The organism is Burkholderia sp. Bp9031 (assembly GCF_003857965.1).
Classification (GTDB): domain Bacteria; phylum Pseudomonadota; class Gammaproteobacteria; order Burkholderiales; family Burkholderiaceae; genus Burkholderia; species Burkholderia ambifaria_A.
The window spans coordinates 279,617-302,322 of record NZ_QTPW01000002.1 but is presented as its reverse complement, the minus strand read 5'-3'; the positions used below and the strand labels follow the sequence as shown (position 1 = coordinate 302,322).

At 68.4% G+C, this 22,706-nt stretch carries 19 protein-coding genes and 1 riboswitch; of the genes, 14 read left to right on the top strand and 5 right to left on the bottom strand.

The window, feature by feature from the left end:
* The first annotated feature begins 26 nt into the window (after window positions 1–26).
* The 7 genes from DIE15_RS04540 (at window position 27) to DIE15_RS04510 (ending at window position 9,240) form a co-directional block, all read left to right on the top strand.
* Window positions 27–1,703: a methyl-accepting chemotaxis protein gene (locus tag DIE15_RS04540; RefSeq protein WP_124832486.1), complete on the top strand. Its 1,677-nt coding sequence runs from the start codon at window positions 27–29 to the stop codon at window positions 1,701–1,703.
* Entirely contained in the window at window positions 1,700–2,212 is a 513-nt protein-coding gene (locus DIE15_RS04535; protein ID WP_124832485.1) for a chemotaxis protein CheW, read from the top strand. Before DIE15_RS04540 ends, DIE15_RS04535 begins: the two co-directional genes overlap by 4 nt.
* The gene (locus DIE15_RS04530; protein ID WP_124832484.1) at window positions 2,209–3,678 is read left to right on the top strand and encodes a protein-glutamate O-methyltransferase CheR; all 1,470 of its coding nucleotides are present in this window, start codon (window positions 2,209–2,211) and stop codon (window positions 3,676–3,678) included. The genes DIE15_RS04535 and DIE15_RS04530 overlap by 4 nt, the downstream gene beginning before the upstream one ends.
* Before the next feature lie 45 nt (window positions 3,679–3,723).
* Window positions 3,724–4,428, top strand: coding sequence for a chemotaxis protein CheW (locus tag DIE15_RS04525; protein WP_124832557.1), 705 nt, complete (start codon window positions 3,724–3,726; stop codon window positions 4,426–4,428).
* Window positions 4,425–6,734, top strand: a complete 2,310-nt coding sequence (locus DIE15_RS04520) for a hybrid sensor histidine kinase/response regulator (protein WP_124832483.1) — start codon at window positions 4,425–4,427, stop codon at window positions 6,732–6,734. Before DIE15_RS04525 ends, DIE15_RS04520 begins: the two co-directional genes overlap by 4 nt.
* Window positions 6,731–7,750 carry a chemotaxis response regulator protein-glutamate methylesterase gene (locus DIE15_RS04515; RefSeq protein ID WP_057924092.1) on the top strand — a complete coding sequence of 340 codons (1,020 nt, stop codon included), beginning with the start codon at window positions 6,731–6,733 and terminating at the stop codon, window positions 7,748–7,750. The genes DIE15_RS04520 and DIE15_RS04515 overlap by 4 nt, the downstream gene beginning before the upstream one ends.
* A 67-nt stretch (window positions 7,751–7,817) precedes the next feature.
* Window positions 7,818–7,919: riboswitch (Fluoride riboswitch) on the top strand.
* Between the two features lie 79 nt (window positions 7,920–7,998).
* Window positions 7,999–9,240 (top strand): voltage-gated chloride channel family protein, encoded by a 1,242-nt coding sequence (locus DIE15_RS04510; RefSeq protein WP_057924091.1) that lies wholly within the window; start codon window positions 7,999–8,001, stop codon window positions 9,238–9,240.
* A gap of 86 nt (window positions 9,241–9,326) precedes the next feature.
* Here DIE15_RS04510 and DIE15_RS04505 read toward each other — a convergent pair whose 3' ends face one another.
* Together DIE15_RS04505 and DIE15_RS04500 are read right to left on the bottom strand one after the other, a co-directional pair.
* Window positions 9,327–10,040 carry a riboflavin synthase gene (locus DIE15_RS04505; protein ID WP_057924090.1) on the bottom strand — a complete coding sequence of 238 codons (714 nt, stop codon included), beginning with the start codon at window positions 10,038–10,040 and terminating at the stop codon, window positions 9,327–9,329.
* A 254-nt stretch (window positions 10,041–10,294) separates the two neighbouring features.
* Entirely contained in the window at window positions 10,295–12,157 is a 1,863-nt protein-coding gene (locus tag DIE15_RS04500; protein WP_057924089.1) for an ABC transporter ATP-binding protein, read from the bottom strand.
* Between the two features lie 485 nt (window positions 12,158–12,642).
* On the opposite strand from DIE15_RS04500, the gene DIE15_RS04490 reads away from it, so the two are divergent.
* Window positions 12,643–13,524: a Dyp-type peroxidase gene (locus DIE15_RS04490; RefSeq protein WP_057924088.1), complete on the top strand. Its 882-nt coding sequence runs from the start codon at window positions 12,643–12,645 to the stop codon at window positions 13,522–13,524.
* Window positions 13,525–13,658: 134 nt separating this feature from the next.
* On the opposite strand, the gene DIE15_RS04485 is transcribed toward DIE15_RS04490, so the two are convergent.
* Together DIE15_RS04485 and DIE15_RS04480 are read right to left on the bottom strand one after the other, a co-directional pair.
* The gene (locus DIE15_RS04485) at window positions 13,659–14,060 is read right to left on the bottom strand and encodes an OsmC family protein (RefSeq protein ID WP_124832482.1); all 402 of its coding nucleotides are present in this window, start codon (window positions 14,058–14,060) and stop codon (window positions 13,659–13,661) included.
* A gap of 117 nt (window positions 14,061–14,177) precedes the next feature.
* Entirely contained in the window at window positions 14,178–15,098 is a 921-nt protein-coding gene (locus DIE15_RS04480; protein ID WP_124832556.1) for a LysR family transcriptional regulator, read from the bottom strand.
* A 438-nt stretch (window positions 15,099–15,536) separates the two neighbouring features.
* Between DIE15_RS04480 and DIE15_RS04475 the strand changes: the two genes are divergently transcribed.
* The 6 genes from DIE15_RS04475 (at window position 15,537) to DIE15_RS04450 (ending at window position 21,461) form a co-directional block, all read left to right on the top strand.
* The gene (locus DIE15_RS04475) at window positions 15,537–16,601 is read left to right on the top strand and encodes a helix-turn-helix domain-containing protein (RefSeq protein ID WP_124832481.1); all 1,065 of its coding nucleotides are present in this window, start codon (window positions 15,537–15,539) and stop codon (window positions 16,599–16,601) included.
* Window positions 16,550–17,866: an Nramp family divalent metal transporter gene (locus DIE15_RS04470; RefSeq protein ID WP_057924084.1), complete on the top strand. Its 1,317-nt coding sequence runs from the start codon at window positions 16,550–16,552 to the stop codon at window positions 17,864–17,866. Before DIE15_RS04475 ends, DIE15_RS04470 begins: the two co-directional genes overlap by 52 nt.
* A gap of 81 nt (window positions 17,867–17,947) precedes the next feature.
* Entirely contained in the window at window positions 17,948–18,535 is a 588-nt protein-coding gene (locus tag DIE15_RS04465; protein ID WP_057924083.1) for a phosphatase PAP2 family protein, read from the top strand.
* Between the two features lie 420 nt (window positions 18,536–18,955).
* Complete coding sequence (locus tag DIE15_RS04460) at window positions 18,956–19,744, top strand: SDR family oxidoreductase (RefSeq protein WP_057924082.1); 789 nt, start codon at window positions 18,956–18,958, stop codon at window positions 19,742–19,744.
* Window positions 19,745–19,778: 34 nt separating this feature from the next.
* A complete protein-coding gene (locus DIE15_RS04455; RefSeq protein ID WP_124832480.1) occupies window positions 19,779–20,795 on the top strand; it encodes an NADP-dependent oxidoreductase in 1,017 nt (338 codons plus the stop codon).
* A 162-nt stretch (window positions 20,796–20,957) separates the two neighbouring features.
* The gene (locus DIE15_RS04450; protein ID WP_124832479.1) at window positions 20,958–21,461 is read left to right on the top strand and encodes a thioesterase; all 504 of its coding nucleotides are present in this window, start codon (window positions 20,958–20,960) and stop codon (window positions 21,459–21,461) included.
* Window positions 21,462–21,470: 9 nt separating this feature from the next.
* On the opposite strand, the gene DIE15_RS04445 is transcribed toward DIE15_RS04450, so the two are convergent.
* On the bottom strand, window positions 21,471–22,523 hold the full coding sequence (locus DIE15_RS04445; RefSeq protein WP_124832478.1) for an AI-2E family transporter: 1,053 nt from the start codon (window positions 22,521–22,523) through the stop codon (window positions 21,471–21,473).
* Between the last annotated feature and the right edge of the window lie 183 nt (window positions 22,524–22,706).

Sequence of the window (22,706 nt, the reverse complement as noted above, 5' to 3'; positions counted from 1 at the left end):
CTGACTTTAGAAAGCCCATAACGAACATGGCCACCGTGACGCCCCGCGCGACCAATGAAAGCCTGCATCCGACGATCGGCGCTGGCCGGCTGACGCTCGGCAACCGCATCCTGCTCAGCTTCGGCGTGTTGTTCGTGCTGATGCTGGTGACCGCCGGCGTGTCCTACCAGCGTTTGCGTGCGATCAACGCCGAAGCGGTCAGCATCGAACGCGACTCGCTGCCCGGCGTCTATCTCGCGGCGTCGCTGCGCGGGGCGATCAACGAATCGTTCACGCAGCTGCAGCAGGCGACCTTCGTCGATACCGATCCCGAGCTCGTGCAGCGCGATTTCGCGAAGATCGCCGAGGCGCTCAAGGAAGTCGAGTCGTTGTCGATCGACTACCAGAACACGACGTTCCGCGATGACGATCGCCAGCGCTTCGCGACGTTCCGCGGCTCCTTCGACCGCTACCTGCCGCTGCTGAACGAGGCGGTGCAGAAGAGCCGCGTGTCGCGCGAAGAGGCCATCGCCGCTTATGCGAAGCTGCAGCCGTCGTGGGCCGAGGTCGTGCGCAACGCGAATATCCTGGTGCAGGAGAACCGCAAGTTCGCCGACCAGTCCGCGAAGCTGATCCGCGAATCCGTGCAGGACACCGAAGTCGTCCTCGCAACTGCGCTGGCGATCGTGCTGCTGTCCGCGCTCGGGCTGGGCTACGGGCTGTACCGTTCCGTTACAGTGCCGATGGCGCGGCTCGTGGAAGTGCACGACGTGATGCGCACCGGCAACCTGACGCGCCGCCTCGACCTGCGTCGCCGCGACGAATTCGGCACGCTCGAGACGGGCTTCAACCGGATGGCCGACGAACTGACCGAGCTCGTCTCGCGCGCGCAGCAGTCGTCGCTGCAGGTGACGACGTCGGTGGCCGAAATCGCGGCGACGTCGCGCGAGCAGCAGGCGACCGCCAACGAAACCGCGGCGACGACGACCGAGATCGGTGCGACGTCGCGCGAGATCTTCGCGACGTCGCGCGACCTGCTGCGCACGATGAACGAGGTGGCCGGCGTGGCCGAGCAGTCGGCGACGCTCGCGGGCGTGAGCCAGGGCGGGCTCACGCGGATGGGCGAGACGATGCGCAGCGTGATGGACGCGGCCGGCTCGGTGAACGCGAAGCTCGCGATCCTCAACGAGAAGGCGCTGAACATCAACCAGGTCGTCGCGACGATCACCAAGGTGGCCGACCAGACCAACCTGCTGTCGCTGAATGCGGCGATCGAGGCCGAGAAGGCCGGCGAGTACGGCCGCGGCTTCGCGGTCGTCGCGACCGAGATCCGCCGCCTCGCCGACCAGACGGCGGTCGCGACCTACGACATCGAACAGACGGTGAAGGAGATCCAGTCGGCCGTGTCGGCGGGCGTGATGGGGATGGACAAGTTCTCCGAGGAAGTGCGCCGCGGGATGCTCGACGTGCAGCAGGTCGGCGGCCAGCTGTCGCAGATCATCGCCGAGGTGCAGACGCTCGCGCCGCGCTTCCAGATGGTCAACGAAGGGATGCAGACGCAGGCGAACGGTGCCGAGCAGATCACGCAGGCGCTGTCGCAGCTGTCGGAAGCCGCGCAGCAGACGGCCGAATCGCTGCGCCAGTCGTCGCAGGCGATCGACGACCTGACGCTCGTCGCGAACCAGTTGCGCACCAGCGTGTCGCGCTTCAAGGTCGACGCGTGACGCGCGCCGAATCGCACGGCTGCGCGCATGCGCTGTTCCTGATGTTCGAGCTCGACGGCGAGCGCTATGCGCTCGACGCGGCCGACATCGACGAGGTGTTGCCGCTCGCGACCGCCAAGGCCGTGCCCGGTGCGCCCGAATGGATCGCCGGGCTGCTGATGCGCGGCGGTCAGCCGGTGCCCGTGATCGACGTGCCGATGCTGGCGCTCGGGCGGCGCGCGCATGCGCTGCGTTCGACGCGGCTCGTGATGGTTCGCTACCGCGTCGAGCAGCTCGACCGCGAGCGTGTGATCGGCCTGATCGTCGAGCGCGCGACGCAGACGCTGCGGATCGATCGCACGGCGTTCCATGCCAGCGGCGTGTCGACCGCGCGCACGCGCTGGCTCGGGCGCGTCGCGAACACGCCCGACGGGATCGTGCAGCAGGTCTCGGTATCGGACCTGATCGACGACGTTGCGCGCCTGTATCTGTTCGACGGCCAGCCGGGCCACGGAGGGGAGTCCGCATGAAAGCGTCCGATTCGCGATTTCGCGGCTGGCTGCTGCGCGAGACCGGCATCGACCCCGATTCGCTCGGCAACGATTTCCTGAGCCGCGCGCTGACGGAGCGCGTGCATGCGCTGCACGGCGACGGCGAGCGGCTGCCGTCGGCGGCGCGGCCGCCCGTCACGCCGGAAGCGCTCGACGCATACTGGCAGCAGCTCAACGCGTCGGCCGACGAACGGCGCGCGCTGATCGAACTGTTCGTCGTGCCGGAGACGTGGTTCTTCCGCGATCGCGAGGCCTTCGCGACGCTCGCGCGGCTCGCGGCCGAGCGGCTGGCCGCGACGCCCGGGCGCGTGATCCGCGTGCTGAGCGCACCGTGCTCGACCGGCGAGGAGCCGTATTCGGCGGCGATGGCGCTGCTCGACGCCGGGCTCGATCCGGCCAGCTTCACGATCGATGCGATCGACCTGAGCGTACGCGCGATCGAGCACGCGCGGCTCGGCTGCTACGGGCGCAACGCATTTCGCGGCACGGCGACCGAGTTCCGCACCCGCTACTTCATGCCGGCCGCCGACGGCTGGCTGCTCGACGAGCGCGTGCGCGAATGCGTGCAGTTTCGCCAGGCGAACCTGGTCGAACCGGGCGCCGCTACGGGCATCCGCTACGATTTCGTGTTCTGCCGCAACGTGCTGATCTATTTCGGCCGCGACGCGCAGGATCGCGTGATCGGCACGCTCGAAAGCTGGCTCGCCGACGACGGGATGCTGTTCGTCGGTCCGGCCGAAACGGGCGTCGCGATGCGGCACGGGATGCGCTCGGCGCGCGTGCCGCTGGCGTTTGCGTTTCATCGCATGCATGGCGGTGCGGCGGTGGACGCGGCGATGAACGGTTACGCGGCGCGGCATGCGGCGCCGATGCCCGCGGCCGCGCCGTACCGGCGCGCGGAGCGCTTCACGGTGGCACCGCCGGCCGCGGCGCGCCCGCTGGTGGCCGTCGCGCCGTCGACATGGGGCGGTACCGCGTCTTCGCCGGCGCCGCTCGCGCCGGACGAGCGCCCGACGGCGTTCGAGCCGACGGCCGACATGCGCGCAGACTCGCTGGCCAATGCGACCCAAGCAGCCCAAGCAGCCCACGCGACCCACGCGACCCACGCGACCCACGCGACGCCGGCACCGCTCGCCGCCGCCGACGCGCCGACGCTCGAGGAAGCGCAGGCGCTGGCCAACGCCGGTGCATTCGACGAGGCCGAGCGCGTGCTCGCGCAGTTCTCCGCGCACGCCGGGCCGCACGCGGACGCGTTCTACCTGAACGGACTGATCGCGGATGCGCGCGGGCGGGTCGCGGAAGCGGGCGATTTCTACCGCAAGGCGCTGTATCTGCGGCCGACGCACCACGAGGCGCTGACGCATCTTGCAACCTTGCTCGACGTCGGCGGCGATGGTGCCGGCGCGCAATGGCTGCTCGAGCGTGCGCGGCGCTCGGCCGGATAATGAGAGTACGGGTTGGGAGCCGACATCGGGATGACCGAGGAACGAATGAACCGCGACGCCGTTGTCGCTGACGACGCGACGATCGGCGTCGACGATTGCTGGAACCGGATCGGCACGCGCGGCGACCGCTCGTGCGAGCGGCTGGCCGACTGCCTGCGCTGCCTGAATTGCCCGGTCTATGCGTATCACGCGGCAAAACTGCTCGAACGCCCGCTCGGCGTCGCCGAGATGGCCGACGCCACGCAGCGGATCAGCGCGTTCGACGCGACCCGCGCGCACGGCGGCGACGATACGCGTCAGGCGGCGCTGGCGTTTCGCGTCGCCGACGAATGGCTCGCGCTGCCGATCGGCGTGCTGCGTGAGATCGCCGGCACGCGTCCGATCCATTCGCTACCGCATCGCCGCCATTCGGCCGTGCGCGGCGTGGTCAACATTCGCGGCACGCTGCGCATCGCGATCTCGATCGGCGCGCTGCTCGGACTCGAAGCGGGCAACGTCGGCCATGCCGGCGCGGACGGCCGGTTCACGCGGCTGCTGGTTGCCGCGCACCAGGGCGATCCGGTGGTGTTCCCGGTCGACGAAGTCGAGGGCGTGCTGCGCTTCGGCGCATCCGAATGGGTACCCGTGCCGGCGACGGTCGGGCGTGCAAGCGCCGGCTTGTCGCGCGGCGTGCTGTCGTGGCGCGGCAAGTCGGTGGGGCTGCTCGACGACGATCGGCTGTTCGACGCCGTCACACGGAGCATGCGATGAGCGGCGATGACGATCTGAGCCACCTGTCGCTGCTCGAGCTGTATCGCGAGGAGACGCGCACGCAGACCCAGTCGCTGTCCGAATGCCTGCTCGCGCTCGAATCGGGCGAACCCGACTCCGTCGCGCTCGAGGCATGCATGCGCGCCGCGCATTCGCTGAAGGGTGCCGCACGCATCGTCGGCGTGCCGCTCGGCGTCGACATCGCGGGGCGGATGGAAGAATGCTTCGTCGCGGCGCAGGCCGGCACGATCGCGCTGACTGCCACGCATGTCGACGTGCTGCTTGCCGGCGTCGACCTGCTGGTGCGCGTTGCCGATCCGCAGGCGCCGCCCGTGTCGTCGGCGGAGATCGACGCGTTTGCGCTGGCGCTGACGGGGGCCGACGGCATGCCCGCGATGCCGGCACCGGCCTTCGCGCCGCCGCCGGCGCTGCCGTCCGTCGCGCCGTTTCGCGAACACGACGGTGCCGCGAACGAGCCCGTAGGGGCCAGTGCCGCAGTGCCGCCGCTCGCCGTGTCGGCGGCCGTGCCCGATCCGGTCCCGGCTGGCCGCGCGGCTGGCGCGGGTGCGATGCGCCGCGTGCGGGCCGATACGCTGAACCGGCTGCTGAGCTTGTCCGGCGAGTCGCTCGTCGAATCGCGCTGGCTCAAGCCGTTCGCGGAATCGATGCTGCGCGTGAAGCGCGCGCAGCGCGACGCGGCCCGCTCGCTCGATCTGTTATACGAACGGTTCGCCGACGATCTCGATGCGGGCGTGCTCGCGTCGATGAACGAAGTGCGGCACATGCTCAACGACCTGCAGCGTTCGCTCGCCGAGCGCATGGACGAGTTCGACCGTTTCGAGCGCCGCAGCACGCATATCGCGGAGCAGCTGTACGACGAGGCACTGCAGTGCCGGATGCGGCCGTTCGGCGACGCGACGCGTGCGTATCCGCGCATCGTCCGCGATCTCGCGCGCTCGCTCGGCAAGCAGGTGCGCTTCTCGATCGTCGGCGAAGGCACGCAGGTCGACCGCGACATCCTCGACCTGCTCGACGCGCCGCTCGGCCATCTGCTGCGCAACGCGATCGATCACGGCGTCGAATCGCCCGACGCGCGCCGCGCGCGCGGCAAGCCGGACGAGGCGAGCGTGACGCTGGAGGCGCGTCACAGCGCCGGCTCGCTGCTCGTCAGCGTGATCGACGACGGGCCGGGCGTCGACATGGACGCGCTGCGCGCGGCGGTCGTGCGCCAGCGCCTGACCGACGACGAGACGGCCGCGCGGCTGTCCGATCCCGAGCTGCTCGAATTCCTGCTGCTGCCGGGCTTCTCGATGCGCGACGCCGTGACCGACGTGTCGGGGCGCGGCGTCGGCCTCGACGCGGTGCAGGAGATGGTGCGCGGCGTGCGCGGCGCGGTGCGCATCTTCAACGAGCCCGGTGCGGGCATGCGCTTCGTGCTGCAACTGCCGCTCACGCTGTCGGTGATCCGCAGCTTGCTGGTCGAGGTCGGCGGCGAGCCGTACGCGTTCCCGCTCGCGCACGTGCGCCGCACGCTCGAACTCTCGCATGACGACATCGACGTGCTCGAAGGCCAGCCGCATTTTCCGTTCGACGGCCGGCGTGCGGGCCTCGTCGCCGCGCATCAGCTGCTCGATGCCGGCGAGCCCGACGCCGCGCGCACGAGCACGGCGGTCGTGGTCGTCGGCGGCGAGCCCGAGCTGTACGGCGTCGCCGTCGACCGCTTCCTCGGCGAGCGGATGCTCGTCGTGCAGCCGCTCGACAGCCGCCTGAACAAGATCCAGAACATCGCGGCCGGTGCGTTGCTCGAGAACGGCGACCCGGTGCTGATCGTCGATGTAGAGGACCTGATCCGCTCCGTCGACAAGCTCGTGCGCGGCGGCCAGCTCGCGAAGCTCACGCGCGATCCGCAGCTCGCGCGTGCCGACCGGCGCCGCCGCGTGCTCGTCGTCGACGATTCGCTGACGGTGCGCGAGCTCGAACGCAAGTTGCTGGAAAAGCGCGGCTACGACGTGACCGTCGCTGTCGACGGGATGGACGGCTGGAACGCGGTGCGCAGCGACGCGTTCGACCTGGTCGTCACCGACGTCGACATGCCGCGCATGGACGGGATCGAACTCGTCACGCTGATCAAGAACGATCCGATGCTCAGGCGCTTGCCGGTGATGATCGTGTCGTACAAGGATCGCGACGAGGATCGCCGGCGCGGGCTCGATGCCGGCGCCGACTACTACCTCGCGAAGAGCAGTTTCCACGACGAAGCGCTGCTCGATGCGGTGCATGACTTGATCGGGGATGCGCGCGGATGAACATCGGCATCGTCAACGATCTGCCGCTTGCCGTCGAGGCGCTGCGCCGCGTGATCGCGCTGCGTACCGATCACCGCGTGCTGTGGGTGGCGACCGACGGCGACGAGGCCGTGGATTTCTGCGTCGCGCATCCGCCCGACCTCGTGCTGATGGATCTCGTGATGCCGAAGCTCGACGGCGTGGCCGCGACGCGGCAGATCATGGCGCGTGCCCCGTGCGCGATCCTGATCGTGACCGCGAGCGTCAGCGCGAACACGTCGTCGGTCTACGAGGCGATGGGCGCCGGCGCGCTCGACGCGGTCGACACGCCGTCGCTCGCGCTCGGCCTGCCGTCGGATGCGGCACCGCAGCCGCTGCTCGCGAAGATCGACCAGATCGGCCGGCTGCTCGAAAGCCGGACCGCGACGCTCGTGCCGTCCGCGCCGGCGCTCGCGCGCGGCCAGCCGACGCTGATCGCGATCGGCGCGTCCGCGGGCGGGCCGACCGCGCTCACCGCGCTGCTGCGCGCGCTGCCGGCCGATTTTCCGGCCGCGCTCGTGATCGTGCAGCACGTGGACCAGGCGTTCGCGCTCGGCATGGCGGATTGGCTCGACGGCTATACGCGGCTGCCCGTGCGCGTCGCGCGGCAGGGCAGCGTGCCGCAGGCGGGCGAGGTGCTGCTCGCGGCGACCAACGATCACCTGTGCCTGTCGCCGCGCGGCGTGCTCGGCTATACGCGGCATCCGGCCGAGACGCCGTACCGGCCGTCGATCGACGTGTTCTTCAACAGCGTCGCCGACGGCTGGGAGGGCGATGCGCTCGGCGTGCTGCTGACCGGGATGGGGCGCGACGGCGCGCTCGGGCTGAAGGCGATGCGCGCGAAGGGTTGCTACACGATCGCGCAGGACGAGGCGACGAGCGCCGTCTACGGGATGCCGAAGGCGGCCGCGGCGATCGGCGCGGCGTCCGCGATCCTGCCGCTCGAGCGGATCGCGCCCCAGCTGATCTCGCGCGTGAAGCGCATGCCGCTCGACTGACGGTGCGCGGCGGGCCGGCCGGCCCGCCGGCCCGCATTGCGTGCGACGCGCGGCGTCGCGTACAATTGCCGCCTGCGGAGATGGCATGCCTCCCTGCGGCCGAGCCCGGCGCGTTGCGCGGTTTGGCCCTCAACCGCCGGTTTGCCCGGCTGATGATGCCTGCGTGTTCCTGGGTTGTCAGGAGGTCGCAGGCCGTCCATGCGGTATTCTGCCGCCCAGGTTTTGATGTCCTGTCGAAACTGGAAATCATGTTTTTCTCGACTTCTGCCGATTTTTTCGCGACCGTGCGCTACGTGTGCCGCTGGCTCGCACTCTCGGCCTTGCTCGGCGCGCTGGCCGGCACGGCTTCCGCGCTGTTCCTGATCGCGCTCGACTGGGCGACCGGCACGCGCGTCGCGCATCCGTGGCTGCTGTGGGGGCTGCCGGCCGCCGGCTTCGCGACCGGCTGGGTCTACCACCGGTTCGGCCAGTCGGTCGCGCGCGGCAACAACCTGCTGATCGACGAGATTCACGACCCGAAGGCGCTCGTGCCGAAGCGCATGGCGCCGCTCGTGCTCGTCGCGACCGTCGTCACGCACCTGTTCGGCGGGTCGGCTGGCCGCGAGGGGACGGCCGTGCAGATGGGCGGCGCGCTCGCCGATCGCGTCACGCACCTGTTCCGGCTCGATCGCGAGCATCGGCGCGTGCTGCTGATGGGCGGCATCGCAGCCGGGTTCTCGTCGGTGTTCGGCACGCCGCTCGCGGGCGCCGTGTTCGGGCTCGAAGTGCTCGCGATCGGCCGCGTACGCTACGACGCGCTGCTGACCTGCGTCGCGTCGGCGATCGTCGCGGATGTCGTGTGCCGTGCGTGGGGCGTGCATCACACCGTTTATGCGATTCCGTTCGTGCCGGCCGTCTCGGCGACGGGGCTGGCCGCGACGGTCGCCGCGGGCATCGCGTTCGGCGTCGTCGGCCGGCTGTTCGCGTTCGCGACGCACGCGCTGACCGCGTGGTTCCGCCGCGTCGTCCGCTACGCGCCGCTGCAGCCGGTGCTCGGCGGTGCGATGGTGGCCGTGGCGGCCACCGTGCTGAACGTGCCGCAGTATCTCGGTCTCGGGATTCCGACGATCGAGGCCGCATTTCACGGGCCGCTGCCGGTTTACGATTTCGCGGGCAAGTTCGCGTTTACGGTCGTCACGCTCGCGTCGGGATTCAAGGGCGGCGAAGTGACGCCGCTGTTCTACATCGGCGCGACGCTCGGCAATGCGCTCGGCCAGGTGCTTGCGCTGCCGGTGCCGGTGCTCGCGGGGCTCGGCTTCGTCGCGGTGTTCGCGGGTGCGGCCAATACGCCGATCGCGTCGACGATCATGGCGATCGAACTGTTCGGCGCGGATGTCGGCGTGTATGCGATCGTGGCTTGCGTGGTCGCGTATCTGTTTTCCGGACACGCGGGGATTTACCGGTCGCAGCGGGTGGCGGTGGGGAAGGGCGTACAGGTGGAGCCGGAGTGACGTCGGCGTACGGGGCGGCCGGCCCGGGCGGGTCGACCGAAACCGATGCCCGGTGATCCCGCCGATCACCGGGAACAGGGTGTCCGTTACTGCTTCGGCAGCCGCGCGACGTTTCGCGCGAGCAGTTCCTCGATGTCGATGCCCTTCTCGGCGAGCAACGTCGTGACGACGCCCGTCAATTCCCCGAGCGTTTCCTTGACCGATTCCCGGATCGTATCCACGACGACCTGGGTGCTGCGCTCGATCTCGATATTGACCTTGTCGTTGACGCCCTTCGCATCGAAGGTGGTGGCGCGGCGCGTTTCGGGGATCAGCCAGACTTCGAACCAGCCTTCGTCGCGATTGACGTCCGACACGGTGAGGCTGCAGCCGTTGATCGCGATATAGCCCTTCGCGAACACATAGCGCTTGAAATCGGCCGGCACGCCGATGCGGATCATCCGGTTGTGTTCGGACGATGCGATGTGCAGGATGGTCCCCATGAAGTCGACGTGACCGGACAGCGGATGTCCGCCGATCTCCGCGCCGTCCTTCGCAGCCCGTTCCACGTTGACGCGGGCGCCGGTCGTCAGGTCGGCCAGCGTGGTGATTCTCAGGCTCGGCAACATCACGTCGAAGTCGATCAGCACCGGGGAGTGGATGGTTGTCACCGTCAGGCAGACGCCGTCGACCGACACGCTCGCGCCGATCTCGATGTCGGCGGTAAATCCGTCGGGGAATTCGATGCTGAACGTTCTCAGCTCGCCGTGATCCTTGATCGCCGCGATGACGCCAACACCCTGAACAATGCCTGTAAACATGATCTGCCTTTCGTCGCAAATTGCCTGGCCCGTATGATAAGTGATCCCGGCGGGCGGCGTTGCGGGTGGGGCTTCGGGGCGCAAACGACGGCCGTGGCACCGTGTTCGAACGTCGCCGGTGTTCCCCGCGGCTCCGCCATTTCGTGACAGGAAAGGCCGTGCATCGGCACGGCCTCGATCCGAGCCCGAACACCGGCCAGGCCTGGCCCGGCGCGTGCAACCGTCTCGCCGGGCCACGTCGCGTCAGGTCCGCATCACACCGCAGCCGGCTCTCCCAGCGGCCCGGCATCACCGTCCGCCATGCGCCGCGGCGAATCGATCAAGCCCTTCGCCAGCTCCAGCGCCTGCCGCTCGAACAGCCGGCGATACATCCCGCCGTCGATGCGGATCAGCGCGTCGTGGCTGCCTTCCTCGATCACCTTGCCGCGATCGAGCACGAGCAGGCGGTCGAGCGCGCGCACCGTCGACAGCCGGTGCGCGACGACGAGCGTCGTGCGGCCGACCATCAGCCGCTCCATCGCCTGCTGGATCAGCACCTCGCTTTCGCTGTCGAGGCTCGACGTTGCTTCGTCGAGAATCAGGATCGGCGCGTCCGCGAGGAACGCGCGCGCGATCGCGACGCGCTGGCGTTCGCCGCCCGACAGCTTGATCCCGCGCTCGCCGACGAGCGTGTCATAGCCGTCCGGCAGCGCGACGATGAAGTCGTGCGCGCTGGCCAGACGCGCGGCGCGCTCGATCTCCGCGCGGCTCGCATCGGGACGGGCATACGCGATGTTCTCCGCAAGCGTGCGGTGGAACAGCACGGGCTCCTGCTGGACGATCGCGATCTGGCTGCGCAGCGAATCCTGCCGCACCTGCGCGATGTCCTGGCCGTCGATCGTGATGCGGCCGCCCGACACGTCGTACAGGCGCTGGATCAGCTTGATGAACGTTGTCTTGCCCGAACCGGAATGGCCGACGAGGCCCACGCGTTCGCCGGGCGCGATGCGCATCGAGAAGTCGTCGTACAGCGGTACCGGATGATTGCCGTAGCGGAACGTCACGTGCTCGAAGCGGATCTCGCCTTGCCCGATCCGGATCGCCTGCGCGCCGGGACGATCGTCGATGCCGAGCGGCTGGCGCTCGAGCGCGACGAGCTCTTCCATGTCGTTGACCGAACGCTGCAGGTTGCGGATGTGCATGCCGACGTCGCGCAGGTAGCCCTGCAGCATGAAGAACATCGTCAGCGAGAACGCGATGTCGCCGACGCTCGCTTCGTCGTTCGCCCACAGCCGCAGCGCGACGCCGATCATCGCCGCCTGCATCGCAACGAGCATCGCACCCTGCAGCCCGCCGTTGAACGTGCCGCGCACCCACGTGCGGCGCGTGCGCTGACGCCACTTGCCGATCACGCGCGCGAGCCGCGCTTCCTCGCGCGTTTCCGCGCCGAATGCCTTGACGACCGCATTGCAGCTCACTGCGTCCGCGAGTGCGCCGCCCATGCGCGTGTCCCACATGTTGCCGAGCCGCGCGGCCGGCGCGACGATGCCGAGTGACACGGCGACCGTCACCGAGATGTACAGCAGCGAACCCGCGCCGACCACGAGCCCCATCACCGGCCAGTGCGTGCCGAGCAGCACGGTTGCGCCGACGAGCATGGTGATCGACGGCAGCAGCGCGATCAGCACCGTGTCGTTCAGCAGGTCGAGCGCCCAGATGCCGCGCGTGATCTTGCGCACGGTCGACCCCGCGAAGCTGTTCGCATGCCAGTCGGTCGAGAAGCGCTGCACGCGATGGAACGATGCGGCGGCGATCTCGCTCATCATCTTCAGCGTGAGCGTGATGATGTTCAGGTAGACGCCTTGCCGCAGCAACGTCGCGCCGATGCCGAGCGCGGCCAGCGTGCCGAATGCGGTGACGGCCGAATGCCACGCGGCGGCGCGGTTCGTCAGGCCGGCCGACAGCGCATCGACGAGGCGCCCGGCGAACAGCGGCGTGAGCACGTCGGCCAGCGCGCCGAGCAGCGCCAGTGCCGCGATCGCCGCGATGCGCACCGGCTGCTTGCGCCAGTAGCGGAACGTGAAGCCGAAGACGGCCTGGAATGCCTGGCCGCCCAGATGGGTGGTTTTTCTGGTCATGTATCGTTGCCCGGCGCATCGCGCGACGGGACTTTCCGGTTCGGAGAACGTCGAAAACGCAACAGCCGGGCCGCACGGACGACGCGGGCGAAACGAAACGGGCTGTCGGGAAGATGCGCGGGCCGGCGGGTCAGTGAAGCACTCGGGAGCCGGCGCGGACGACGGGCTGGATCAGCCGCGTCGTGGGACCACGTTCGGGAAGGTTGCTGGCATTCGGAACATCTGCACCTCCTCGAAGTGAACGGTTGAAAGGACGCCGAAAAGACGTGAAGGGATTTTATCAGCAGTGCCGGACGCGCCGCAATGTCTGACGAATGCGGCGTTGCAGCGTCGATACGGTTAGTATTCCGGGTTTCGGCCCTTTTTCGTGTGCGTTCCGCGATGTGGCGGCGCACGGGTTAGCGGGCCCCATCGATTACACTTTGCGGTTGCGTGCCGGCCGCTGCGGCCCCGCAGATTCACCACGATACATTTCTGAGGAAACGATGAGCGACGTTCAGCAAGGCATCCTGGCTCCGATCGACACGGCGGCCCGATACCTCACTTTCACGATTTCGAACAACGGCAATGTCGCGGCGGCGCTGACGGCGTTGCGCGAGCTCGTCGACGGGCGCGACACGGTCGCCGGCTTCGGACATGCGCTGGCCGCGCACCTCGGGCACCCGGTGCCGGGCCTCACCGAATACCCGGCGTTCGCGGTGAACGACCGCACGCTGCCGATTACGCCGGCCGACGTATGGGTCTGGCTGCGCGGCGACGATCGCGGCGAACTCGTGCTGCGCGCGCGGGCGATCGAGCGGGCGCTCGCGCCGGCATTCGCGCTGCAGGACGCGGTCGACGGGTTCCGCTATTCGAACGATCGCGACCTGTCGGGTTACGAGGACGGCACCGAGAACCCGAGCGGCGACGATGCGCTGGCCGCGGCGATCGTCACGGGCCAGGGTGCGGGACTCGACGGGTCGAGCTTCGTCGCGGTTCAGCAATGGCTGCACGACTTCGACCAGATGGAGCGCATTGCGTCGGGGGACATGGATAACATCATCGGCCGCCGCCGCTCGGACAACGAGGAACTCGACGATGCGCCGGAGTTCGCGCACGTGAAGCGCACCGCGCAGGAGAGCTTCGAGCCGGAGGCGTTCATGCTGCGCCGTTCGTCGCCGTGGTCCGATGCGCGCCGCGCGGGGCTCTACTTCGTCGCGTTCGGTTGTTCGTTCCGCGCGTTCGACGTGCAGATGCGCCGGATGAGCGGCGCGGACGACGGCATCGTCGACGGCCTGTTCCGCTTCACGCGGCCGCTGACGGGCGCGTATTTCTGGTGCCCGCCGGTGAAGGACGGCAAGCTGGATCTTTCCGCGCTCGGACTCTAGGCCCCTGCGGCATAGGCAAACGGGCGGGCCGCGCATCGTGCGCGGTCCGCCCGTTTTGCTTGTTGCGCGTCGATCGTGTGCGGAGCAGTGCGGTGCGACGCTCGCCGGGCGTCACACACCCGGCACGTAGCGCGTCAGTTCAGCGTCGTTTCGATGCGCGTGCCGCGCTTGATGAACAGCGTCACCGGCGTTTTCTCGCAGATTTCCGCGAGACGCTGGCGCTGCGCGTCGTCGAGCGGGCCGTCGAGCGTCACGACGCGGCGCACGTACTGCTGACCTTCGCGATCGGCATGCAGTTCGGCGTGCACGTCGATGCGCACGGCCGGCCACGTCTTGCGCTGCATATACATGCGCAGTGTCGCGGCCGTGCACTGTGCGAGGCCGGCCAGCACGAACTCGAACGGCGCCGGCCCGAGGCCCTGGCCGCCTTCGCGCGGCGCTTCGTCGCCGGTCAGCGCATGCGTGCCGGCCTGCAGCTGGACGACGTAGTCGGGCGCGTCGGCGGCGAGGGTGGCGGCGGCGTGGATGAGCGGCATGGCAAGTCTCCGGTAAGCGGGAAAGAGGGGCCGCGATGATGCGCGGCGTGCGAGCCGTCAGCATACCGTCCTGGCTGAAACCGCGGGCGCAGTGAGCGTCGACGAGCGTCGATGGGATCAGCCGGCGACGCCGGCAGTCCTGCGTACGAGCGTGGCGACGCGTTCGCGCACCCACTGGTGCGCGCGGTCGGTCTCGCGCGATTCGTGCCAGTACGCGAGTAGCGGAAACGGCTTGAGCCGCAGCGGCAGCGGCTGCACGGCGATCGGCAGCAACGCCGCCATGCGCAGCGCATACGTGCGCGGCAGCGTCAGCAGCAGGTCGCCCGCCGCCGCGATCTGGCAGGCGGCGAAGTAATGCTGGCACACGAGCTGGATGTGCCGGAAGCGTCCGTCGTTGCCGAGCAGCACGTCGAGCGATTGCGGTTCGCCGAGCGACGACACCGCGATATGCCGCGCGGCGAAATAGTCGCTGCGTCGCAGCGGGTCGCTCATCAGCGGATGATCGTGTCGCATCGCGACGACGAGCGAATCGTCGAGCAGGTGTTCGGTCGAGATGCGCGGGCCGGTTTGCACGCGCCGATCGACGGCGAGATCGAGATTGCCCGACGCGAGTTCGCGTTCGATGTCGTGCACCGCGACGCGGCGGCTCACGAATCGCAGGCCGGGCGCTTCGTCGGCGAACGCGGCGGCGATCTGCGGCAGCGCGATCGATTCGAGCACGTCGCGAATGCCGACCGCGATGCTCAGGTCGAGCGTCGCCGGGTCGAATGCAGCCGGGTCGCGCGCGGTGCGCTGCAGTCCGGCGAGATGAAGCTGCACGTCCGCGATGATCGCGCGCGTGCGTTCGGTCGGCACGACGTGGTTGCCCTGGCGGACGAACAGCGGATCGTCGAAATGCGCGCGCAGCCGGTTGAGCGCATGCGTGACGGCCGGCTGCGTCAGGTGCAGCGCGCGGGCGGCTGCACCGATGCCGCCGTGCACGTAGACGGCGTCGAGCACGCGGAACAGGTTCAGGTCGAGACGATGATCGGCGGGCACGGACGAAGTCGGCGTGGTGGACGGTGGAGCGATTCTAATGGATGCGCGGACAACGGAACGCCAGGGCGCGCGTGCGTTCGTTTGCATCGGCGTTGCCGCGAACATCGCCCATATCGGGAATGCCGCGCACGTCGCGCGTCCGCACGTCGCACGCGTATTTCGGCGCGGGATGCGATCGGTGGGCGAAAGCCTGTAGAAATCCGCCATCATGCTGTCACTGTCGGCCATTTCGCGCCAAGGACAGCGCCCGACAGCACCCGTTCGGCTAAGATGCCGTCGCTTCATATTTCGAGATAGCCGTCCTGTCGCACCTGTTCAAACCCAATATAAGCCTGACAGTTCGACGGTATTAGAAGAAGTCGAAACAGTCCGGGGGCTTGGCCAGTGGAAGCAGCAGATCAGAGATGGGTCGTTGTCTATTTGAGTTCGGGGTTTTCCTTGGCCCAGGCCGCGCGTCTCGGCGAGGCCTTCAACCTGGCGAATCGCCTGCACGCGTTCAGTGCGGGTTACCAACTGAAGTACGTATCCGAAAGCGGGGGATTGCTGCAGTCGTCGTCCGGCGTGAAGATCGCCGCCGATGCGCTCGGCGACGAGCACGGCCATCGCGCGCTCGCGTTCTTTCATCTTCACGGTGAGCGCGCGTCGGTCAACTGGAGCGATGCATTGCGGCGGCGCCTGACCGACATTCGCCGGCATGCGCGATGGATTGTCGATGCGATGGACCTGTCGACGCTCGCGGCGTCGCAGCGGCAGGCGGATGCCGGTCACCCGCGAACGGATCGCGCCCGCCGTGCGGCGGCAACGATCGAACTGCAGGGCGGGGAGGCCGACGTGTTCGCGGCCGTGCTCGACATGTTTCGTGCCGATCTCGGCGACAGCGCCGCGCAGGAGATCGCCGGCAACCTGATGCAGCCGGTCGAGCAACGCTACGCGCAGTCGATGTGGGCGTTTCGCGAACTGAGCGCGAGCCCGTCGATCCGGATGTCGGCGCAGCAACTGCGCGCGCAGAGCGCGAACCGCATCTCGATCGCGGAAGTCGCGCGGACGGCCGCGATGAGCGAGCGCAATTTCCTGCGGCGCTTCAAGAAGGAAATCGGCGTGACACCGACCGAGTTCGTGCAGCACGTGCGGCTCGAGCGCGCCTGCCACATGCTGATCCACACGACACTGCCGGCCGACAAGGTCGCGCGGCGCGCGGGCTTCGGCAGCGGCGAGCGTCTGGCGAAGCTGTTTCGCCAGCGTCTCCAGGTGTCGCCGACCGAATTTCGCATCGCCGAGCGAGAGCGGATCCTGACGAACGGCGCCGGGGCGCCCGACCCGCAGCCGGCGCCGCAGCAGCCTGCGAAAGCCGATGGCGACCAGGCGAGCCTGGGCATGTGCACCGATACACGGGAGAAAGTAGGGCGGATGACCGTAAAATCATCGTGTCGCGATCACGATCCCCGGTTTCCATGCCCTTGCTTCCCACTACCGCCACCGCCCCCTTCTGCCCGTCGGAAGTAAAGGGCAGCATCACGATCGACGCCGGCGCGTCGCGCTGGATGAAGCTCAAGCGCTTCTTCGGCCCGGGTCTGCTGGTCGCGATCGGCTATATGGATCCCGGCAACTGGGCCACCGACATCCAGGCCGGCTCGCAATTCGGCTATTCACTGCTGTGGGTCGTCGCGTTCTCGAGCCTCGCCGCGATCTTCCTGCAGATGCTCGCCGCGCGGCTCGGCCTCGTCGCGGGCAAGGATCTCGCGCAGGCCAGCTACGACCGTTACGGCCCCTTTGGCCGCGTCGTGCAGTGGGTGACCGCCGAGGTGTCGATCATCGCGTGCGACATCGCCGAAGTGCTCGGCTGCGCGCTCGCGTTCAAGCTGCTGCTCGGCGTGCCGCTCGCGTGGGGGATCGTGCTGACCGCGCTCGACACGGTGATCGTCCTTGGGCTGCAGGGCAAGGGCGTCCGGCAGATCGAGGCGATCGTGCTCGGGCTGATCGCGACGATGGCGTTCTGCTTCGTCGCGCAGGTCGCGATCACGCCCCCCGACTGGCATGCGGTCGCGAAGGGGCTCGTGCCGGGCAACCCCGGCCACGACAGCAAGGACGCGATCGTACTCGCGCTCGGCATCGTCGGCGCGACGATCATGCCGCACAACCTGTATCTGCATTCGTCGGTCGTACAGACGCGCCATGTCGTCGGCGGCGCGCGCGGCCTGGTTCGCGACACGCTCGCGCTGGTGCGGATCGATACCTGCGTATCGCTGTTCGTCGCCATGCTCGTCAACGCGGCGATCCTGGTCGTCGCGGGCGCGGCGTTCCATGCGACCGGCCAGCACAACGTCACCGACATCGAACAGGCGTACCGGCTGATCACGCCGATCGCGGGCGGCGCTGCCGCGCTGCTGTTCGGCATCGCGCTGCTCGCGTCCGGGCAGAGCTCGACGCTGACCGGCACGATCGCCGGCCAGGTGATCATGGACGGCTTCCTGCATACGAAGATCCCGTGCTACCAGCGCCGGCTGATCACGCGCGGGCTCGCGCTCGTGCCCGCGCTGATCGGCGTGCTGTGGCTCGGCGAAAATTCCGTCGGGCAACTGCTCGTCTGGAGCCAGGTGCTGCTGAGCCTGCAACTGCCGTTCGCGATGTGGCCGCTGATCAAGTCGGTCAGCGATCGCAACACGATGGGCGAGCATGCGATCGGCCGCAAGATGCAGGTCGCCGCATGGGCGCTGTTCGGCGTCATCACCGGCACGAACCTGCTGCTGATTACGGGTGTCGCGGGCTGATACAGCCTGTCACAGGCTGATACAGGCACGTCGCACGCTTGCGTTAAACTGCGACCTTTTGCTAGCCGTTCGACGTCCGTTATGTGGAGTGAAATCAGCAACATCGGCGACGCCGCATTGACCCTGCCGGTCGCGCTAACCTGCGCGGCCTGGCTCGCGATGTCCAACTGGCGGCTCGCGGTGCGCTGGATCGTGCTGCTCGCGGCCGGCATGAGCCTCGTCGGGGCGACCAAGATCCTCTATGCGGGCTGCGGTGTCGAGATTCCGCAGTTCGATTTCCGCGTGATCAGCGGCCATACGATGCTGTCGACGTCTGTGTGGACCGTCGCGTTGTCGATGCTGTGGCAGGCGTTTCGTCCGGGCAATGCGCCGGGCGTGGCGGCCGGCCTCGCCGTCGGCGCGGCGACGGCCGTCGCGCGCGTGTTCGACCATTCGCATACGATTCCCGAAGTCGTGGTCGGCTGGCTGCTCGGCGCGCTGGTCGCGCTGGTGTTCCTGCGCACCTACGCCAAGGTGCACAAGCGTTCGTTCTCGCCGCGCATCGCGGCCGTCTGCCTGCTTCTCGTGTCCGGCATCGCGTACGGGCATCGCGCGCCGTTCCAGCAGATGATCGACACGCATTCCCCGCAAGTCTGCGCGTTCATGCGCGCGTCCGGCGACGGGTTCTGACGGCGGTTTGTTCCGGGGCATCGGTGCCCCGGTGTCGAATGCGGTCGTCGCGCGACGGCTGCTCCCGTGTCTCGCTCCATTCGTTCCCTATCATTGGCAAAAGCCGGCATCCGGCGTTCGTCGAACCGGTATCCGCGGTAATCGGCCGCGCCGCGCCGTTCCATTCCGCCGGCCGCGGATGCGAAGGTCATCAGGTGTGTCTATGACCGGGCATTACGAATATTCATTTCATCGATTGGCGGCAATCGCGTACGCTGGCGTTCGTTCGATCGGGGCCGGCAGCGGCAGCCTGCCCGATTTGTCCGACGCGGCACGGCCGGCTCGCTATACTCGCGCAAACTGCGCGGCCGTCGGCCGGCGCGCGGCAACCGCCGTCACGGCACCGGTCCGCCACGACGATTCACGATAGGAGCAGGTTCCATGACAGTCGTTTCCTCGCGCCTCGCAGGCAAGTGCGCGTACATCACGGGCGCCGCCGGCGGCCTCGGCCGCGCGATCGCGCGCCGGATGGTCGAGCAGGGCGCGCGCGTGTTCCTGACCGACATCGCCGACGCGGCCGTGCTCGATGCGTTCGCGCATGAGCTCAACGCAGGGCACGCGGCGCCGGTCGCGTTCGCGGCCACGCAGGACGTGCGCGACGAGGCGCGCTGGCAGGCGCTGCTCGTGCAGGCGGTCGACGCGATGGGCGGGCTGTCGGTGCTCGTCAACAACGCAGGTGTCGGGTCGATCGGCTCGCCCGCGCAGATCGAGCTCGACGAATGGCGGCGCGTGATGGCGATCAACGTCGAGAGCATCGTGCTCGGCTGCAAGCATGCGCTGTCGTATCTGGCCGAGAGCAGTCCCGCTTCGATCATCAACATCTCGTCGGTAGCCGCGTTCAAGGTCGAGCCGGATTTCACCGCGTACAACGCGTCGAAGGCCGCGGTCGCGTCGCTGACGAAGTCGGTCGCGATCGATTGCGCGCGCCGCGAGCTCGACGTGCGCTGCAACTCGATTCATCCGGCGTTCATTCGCACGGGGATCGTCGAGCCGCTGTTCCAGTCGCTCGGCGAACGCGATGCGACGCGCAAGCTCGCGCGCGGCATTCCGCTGCGCCGGCTTGGCGAGCCGGACGACGTCGCGCATGCGGCCGTCTATCTGGCGTCCGACGAGAGCCGTTTCGTGACCGCCGCCGAACTCGTGATCGACGGCGGCATGTGCGCGGTCTGACGCGCATCGACGACAACAACCGGAGGAGAACACCGTGTCGACACTCGTGAACCGCCAACTGCTGCTGAAGACGCGCCCGGAAGGGCGGGTTGGCCGCGAACATTTTTCGCTCGTCGAAACACCCGTGCCGGCGCTTGCCGACGGCGAAGTGCTCGTGCGTGTGCTGTATCTGTCGATGGACCCGACCAACCGCGTGTGGATGAGCGACGTGCCGCAATACCTGCCGCCCGTCGCGATCGGCGAAGTGATGCGCGCGCTCGGCATCGGGCGCGTGGTCGCGTCGCGCCATGCGGGTTTTGCGCAAGGCGATCTCGTGCAGGGGCTCGTCGGCTGGCAGGACTATGCGGTTCTCGCGGCCGACCAGGCTGCGCAGCTCGTGAAGCTGCCCGCGCAGTCGGGCATGCCGCTGCCGACGCTGCTCGGCGCGTGCGGGATGAGCGGCCTGACCGCGTATTACGGGCTGACCGACATCGCACCGGTGCAGCCGGGCGAGACGCTCGTCGTGTCGGCGGCGGCCGGGTCGGTCGGCTCGATCGCCGGCCAGATCGGCAAGATCCACGGCGCACGGGTGGTCGGTATCGCGGGCGGCGCGGACAAGTGCCGCTACCTGACCGAGACGCTCGGCTTCGACGTGGCCGTCGACTACAAAGCCGACGATTTTCGCGAGCAGCTGAAGGCGGCGACGCCGGACGGCGTGCACGTGAACTTCGAGAACGTCGGCGGCGAAGTGATGCGTGCGGTGCTGTCGCGGATGGTGATCGGCGGGCGCGTCGCGCTGTGCGGCGTGATCTCGAACTACAACAGCGGCCGCGCGGCGGACGACGTCGGCGTGCTGATCTCGAAGCGAATCACGATGCGCGGTTTCCTGATCCTCGACTACCGCAAGAGCCGCGAAGCGGTGCAGACGCTTGCCGGATGGCTGCGCGACGGCCGCCTCAAGGCCGAGGAAACCGTGGCCGACGGGCTCGAAAACGCGCCCGACGTGCTGAACCGCCTGTTCGACGGCGATCATCGCGGCAAGCTCGTGCTGCGCGTCGATCCCGACGCATGAGCCGCAGCGCTCGCACGCGCTGAGTTCGAACAGACGGACATCGATTTAGGACTTGTCCCATATATTGTTTCGGTCGCTCTCCTTAAAGTAACCGCAAGCAAACGGCGGCGTGACATGCGCGTCACGCCGCCGTTTTTATTTGGGCGGCGAGAAGGGGGGAACATGCGAACGAAGGCAACGCAGGCGGCATCGGCGGTGGTGCGCGATCGAACGATGCGGCGCGTGTGCGACAGGCTGCGGATCGCCGCAGCGGGTGTCGGCATCGCGTGCGCGATGCCGTGTGCCGGTGCGGCCGGGCATGCGAACGCGGACGGCATCGTGCGATTCACCGGTGCGCTCGTCGATCTGTACGACGTGACATTCGATGCGCCGCCGATCGAAGCGGCAAACAGCGCGATGGCCGCGACGCTCCGGTTCGATGCACACGGCCGGCGCTTGGCCGGAGCGCAGGTGGCGCTGGTCGGGCCGGACGGCCGGCCGCCTGCGCAGTCCGCGGGGGCGGACGTTCGCGCAACATGGCGCGATGCGCGCGACGATCGAAGCGTGCCGCTGGTATCGGGCCGCGCGCATCGTATCGGTCCGTATGGCGGCGTGATGACGGTGGCAGGACCGGAAATGACGACGGGCGCCGTGGCGCCCGTCGTGATCAGGATCCGTCATCCGTGACGCGCAGCGTCATTCCCCCTGTTCGGAGCGTGCGTAGATGTCCCAGCTCGCCATGAACAGCGCGGCGACGAGCGGCCCGATCACGAAGCCGTTGATCCCGAACAGTGCCATTCCGCCGAGCGTCGAGATCAGCACGACCCAGTCGGGCATCTTCGTGTCCTTGCCGACGAGGATCGGGCGCAGCAGGTTGTCGACGAGGCCGATCACGCCGACGCAGAACGCGACGAGGATCACGCATTTCCAGATATCGCCGATCGCGAGGAAGTAGAGCGCGGCGGGCACCCATACGAGGCTCGCGCCGATCGCCGGCAGCAGCGACAGGAACGCCATCAACGCGCCCCACAGCACGACGCCCTCGATCCCGAGGATCCAGAAGATCAGGCCGCCGAGCGCGCCCTGCACGAGCGCGACCGCGATGTTGCCTTTCACGGTTGCGCGCACGACCGTCGTGAACTTCGCGAGCAGCAGGTTCTTGTGCTCTTCGTCGAGCGGCAGCGCGCGGCGCACGCGGCGGCCGATCTCGCCGCCGTCGCGCAGCAGGAAGAACACCATGTACAGCATCACGCCGAAGCTGACGACGAACTGGAACGTGTTCTGGCCGATGCTGAGCGCCTGGGTGGCCGCGAACTGGCTGATCTGCGCGGCGCCGTCGGTCAGCTTCTTCTGGATGCCGGGGATGTTGGTCAGCCCGTATTTCTGCAGCAGGTTCTGGATCGACGTCGGCAGCGCGTGAATGATGTCATGGAAGTACTGCGAATAATTCGGCTGCGCGCTCTTCAGTTCCTGGTACACGTATGCGATTTCCTGCACGAGCGTCGCCGTGACGAACACGAGCGGCAGGATCACGATCAGGATGATCAGCGACATCGTCACGAGCGCGGCGAGGTTGCGCCGCTTGCCGAAGCGCGCGGCAAGCCAGCGTTGCACCGGCTGGAACAGTATCGCGAGAATGGTGCCCCAGAAGACGGCGCCGGAGAACGGCGCGAGTATCCAGCATAGTCCGACGGTGACCGCGAACAGCAGGAAATAGAAGAATTTTTGGTGATCGTGTCCGCTATCCATGGATGGTTCGCGCAGATTGATGCCTGGTTTGATTGGATCTCGTTGCCTCGGGCGCGATCGGCGCGCGAACGTCAAGGGTTCGCGGCGAAGCGCGCAGCAGGGCGGCCCGATCGGCAGTATGCCCGCAAAGGTGTCGCCATCATAGCCGCTGCGCGCGGCGCACGCGAAAACGCCGCGGCCGGG

What these genes read in the sequence shown, in the direction of transcription:
- DIE15_RS04515 (WP_057924092.1), top strand. Translation starts at nt 6,731, where the DNA reads ATGAACATCGGCATCGTCAACGATCTGCCGCTTGCCGTCGAGGCGCTG.
- DIE15_RS04485 (WP_124832482.1), bottom strand. Translation starts at nt 14,060, where the DNA reads ATGCCGCTCATCCACGCCGCCGCCACCCTCGCCGCCGACGCGCCCGAC.
- DIE15_RS04470 (WP_057924084.1), top strand. Translation starts at nt 16,550, where the DNA reads ATGCCCTTGCTTCCCACTACCGCCACCGCCCCCTTCTGCCCGTCGGAA.
- DIE15_RS04510 (WP_057924091.1), top strand. Translation starts at nt 7,999, where the DNA reads ATGTTTTTCTCGACTTCTGCCGATTTTTTCGCGACCGTGCGCTACGTG.
- DIE15_RS04520 (WP_124832483.1), top strand. Translation starts at nt 4,425, where the DNA reads ATGAGCGGCGATGACGATCTGAGCCACCTGTCGCTGCTCGAGCTGTAT.
- DIE15_RS04505 (WP_057924090.1), bottom strand. Translation starts at nt 10,040, where the DNA reads ATGTTTACAGGCATTGTTCAGGGTGTTGGCGTCATCGCGGCGATCAAG.
- DIE15_RS04530 (WP_124832484.1), top strand. Translation starts at nt 2,209, where the DNA reads ATGAAAGCGTCCGATTCGCGATTTCGCGGCTGGCTGCTGCGCGAGACC.
- DIE15_RS04445 (WP_124832478.1), bottom strand. Translation starts at nt 22,523, where the DNA reads ATGGATAGCGGACACGATCACCAAAAATTCTTCTATTTCCTGCTGTTC.
- DIE15_RS04450 (WP_124832479.1), top strand. Translation starts at nt 20,958, where the DNA reads ATGCGAACGAAGGCAACGCAGGCGGCATCGGCGGTGGTGCGCGATCGA.
- DIE15_RS04490 (WP_057924088.1), top strand. Translation starts at nt 12,643, where the DNA reads ATGAGCGACGTTCAGCAAGGCATCCTGGCTCCGATCGACACGGCGGCC.
- DIE15_RS04465 (WP_057924083.1), top strand. Translation starts at nt 17,948, where the DNA reads ATGTGGAGTGAAATCAGCAACATCGGCGACGCCGCATTGACCCTGCCG.
- DIE15_RS04460 (WP_057924082.1), top strand. Translation starts at nt 18,956, where the DNA reads ATGACAGTCGTTTCCTCGCGCCTCGCAGGCAAGTGCGCGTACATCACG.
- DIE15_RS04540 (WP_124832486.1), top strand. Translation starts at nt 27, where the DNA reads ATGGCCACCGTGACGCCCCGCGCGACCAATGAAAGCCTGCATCCGACG.
- DIE15_RS04525 (WP_124832557.1), top strand. Translation starts at nt 3,724, where the DNA reads ATGAACCGCGACGCCGTTGTCGCTGACGACGCGACGATCGGCGTCGAC.
- DIE15_RS04500 (WP_057924089.1), bottom strand. Translation starts at nt 12,157, where the DNA reads ATGACCAGAAAAACCACCCATCTGGGCGGCCAGGCATTCCAGGCCGTC.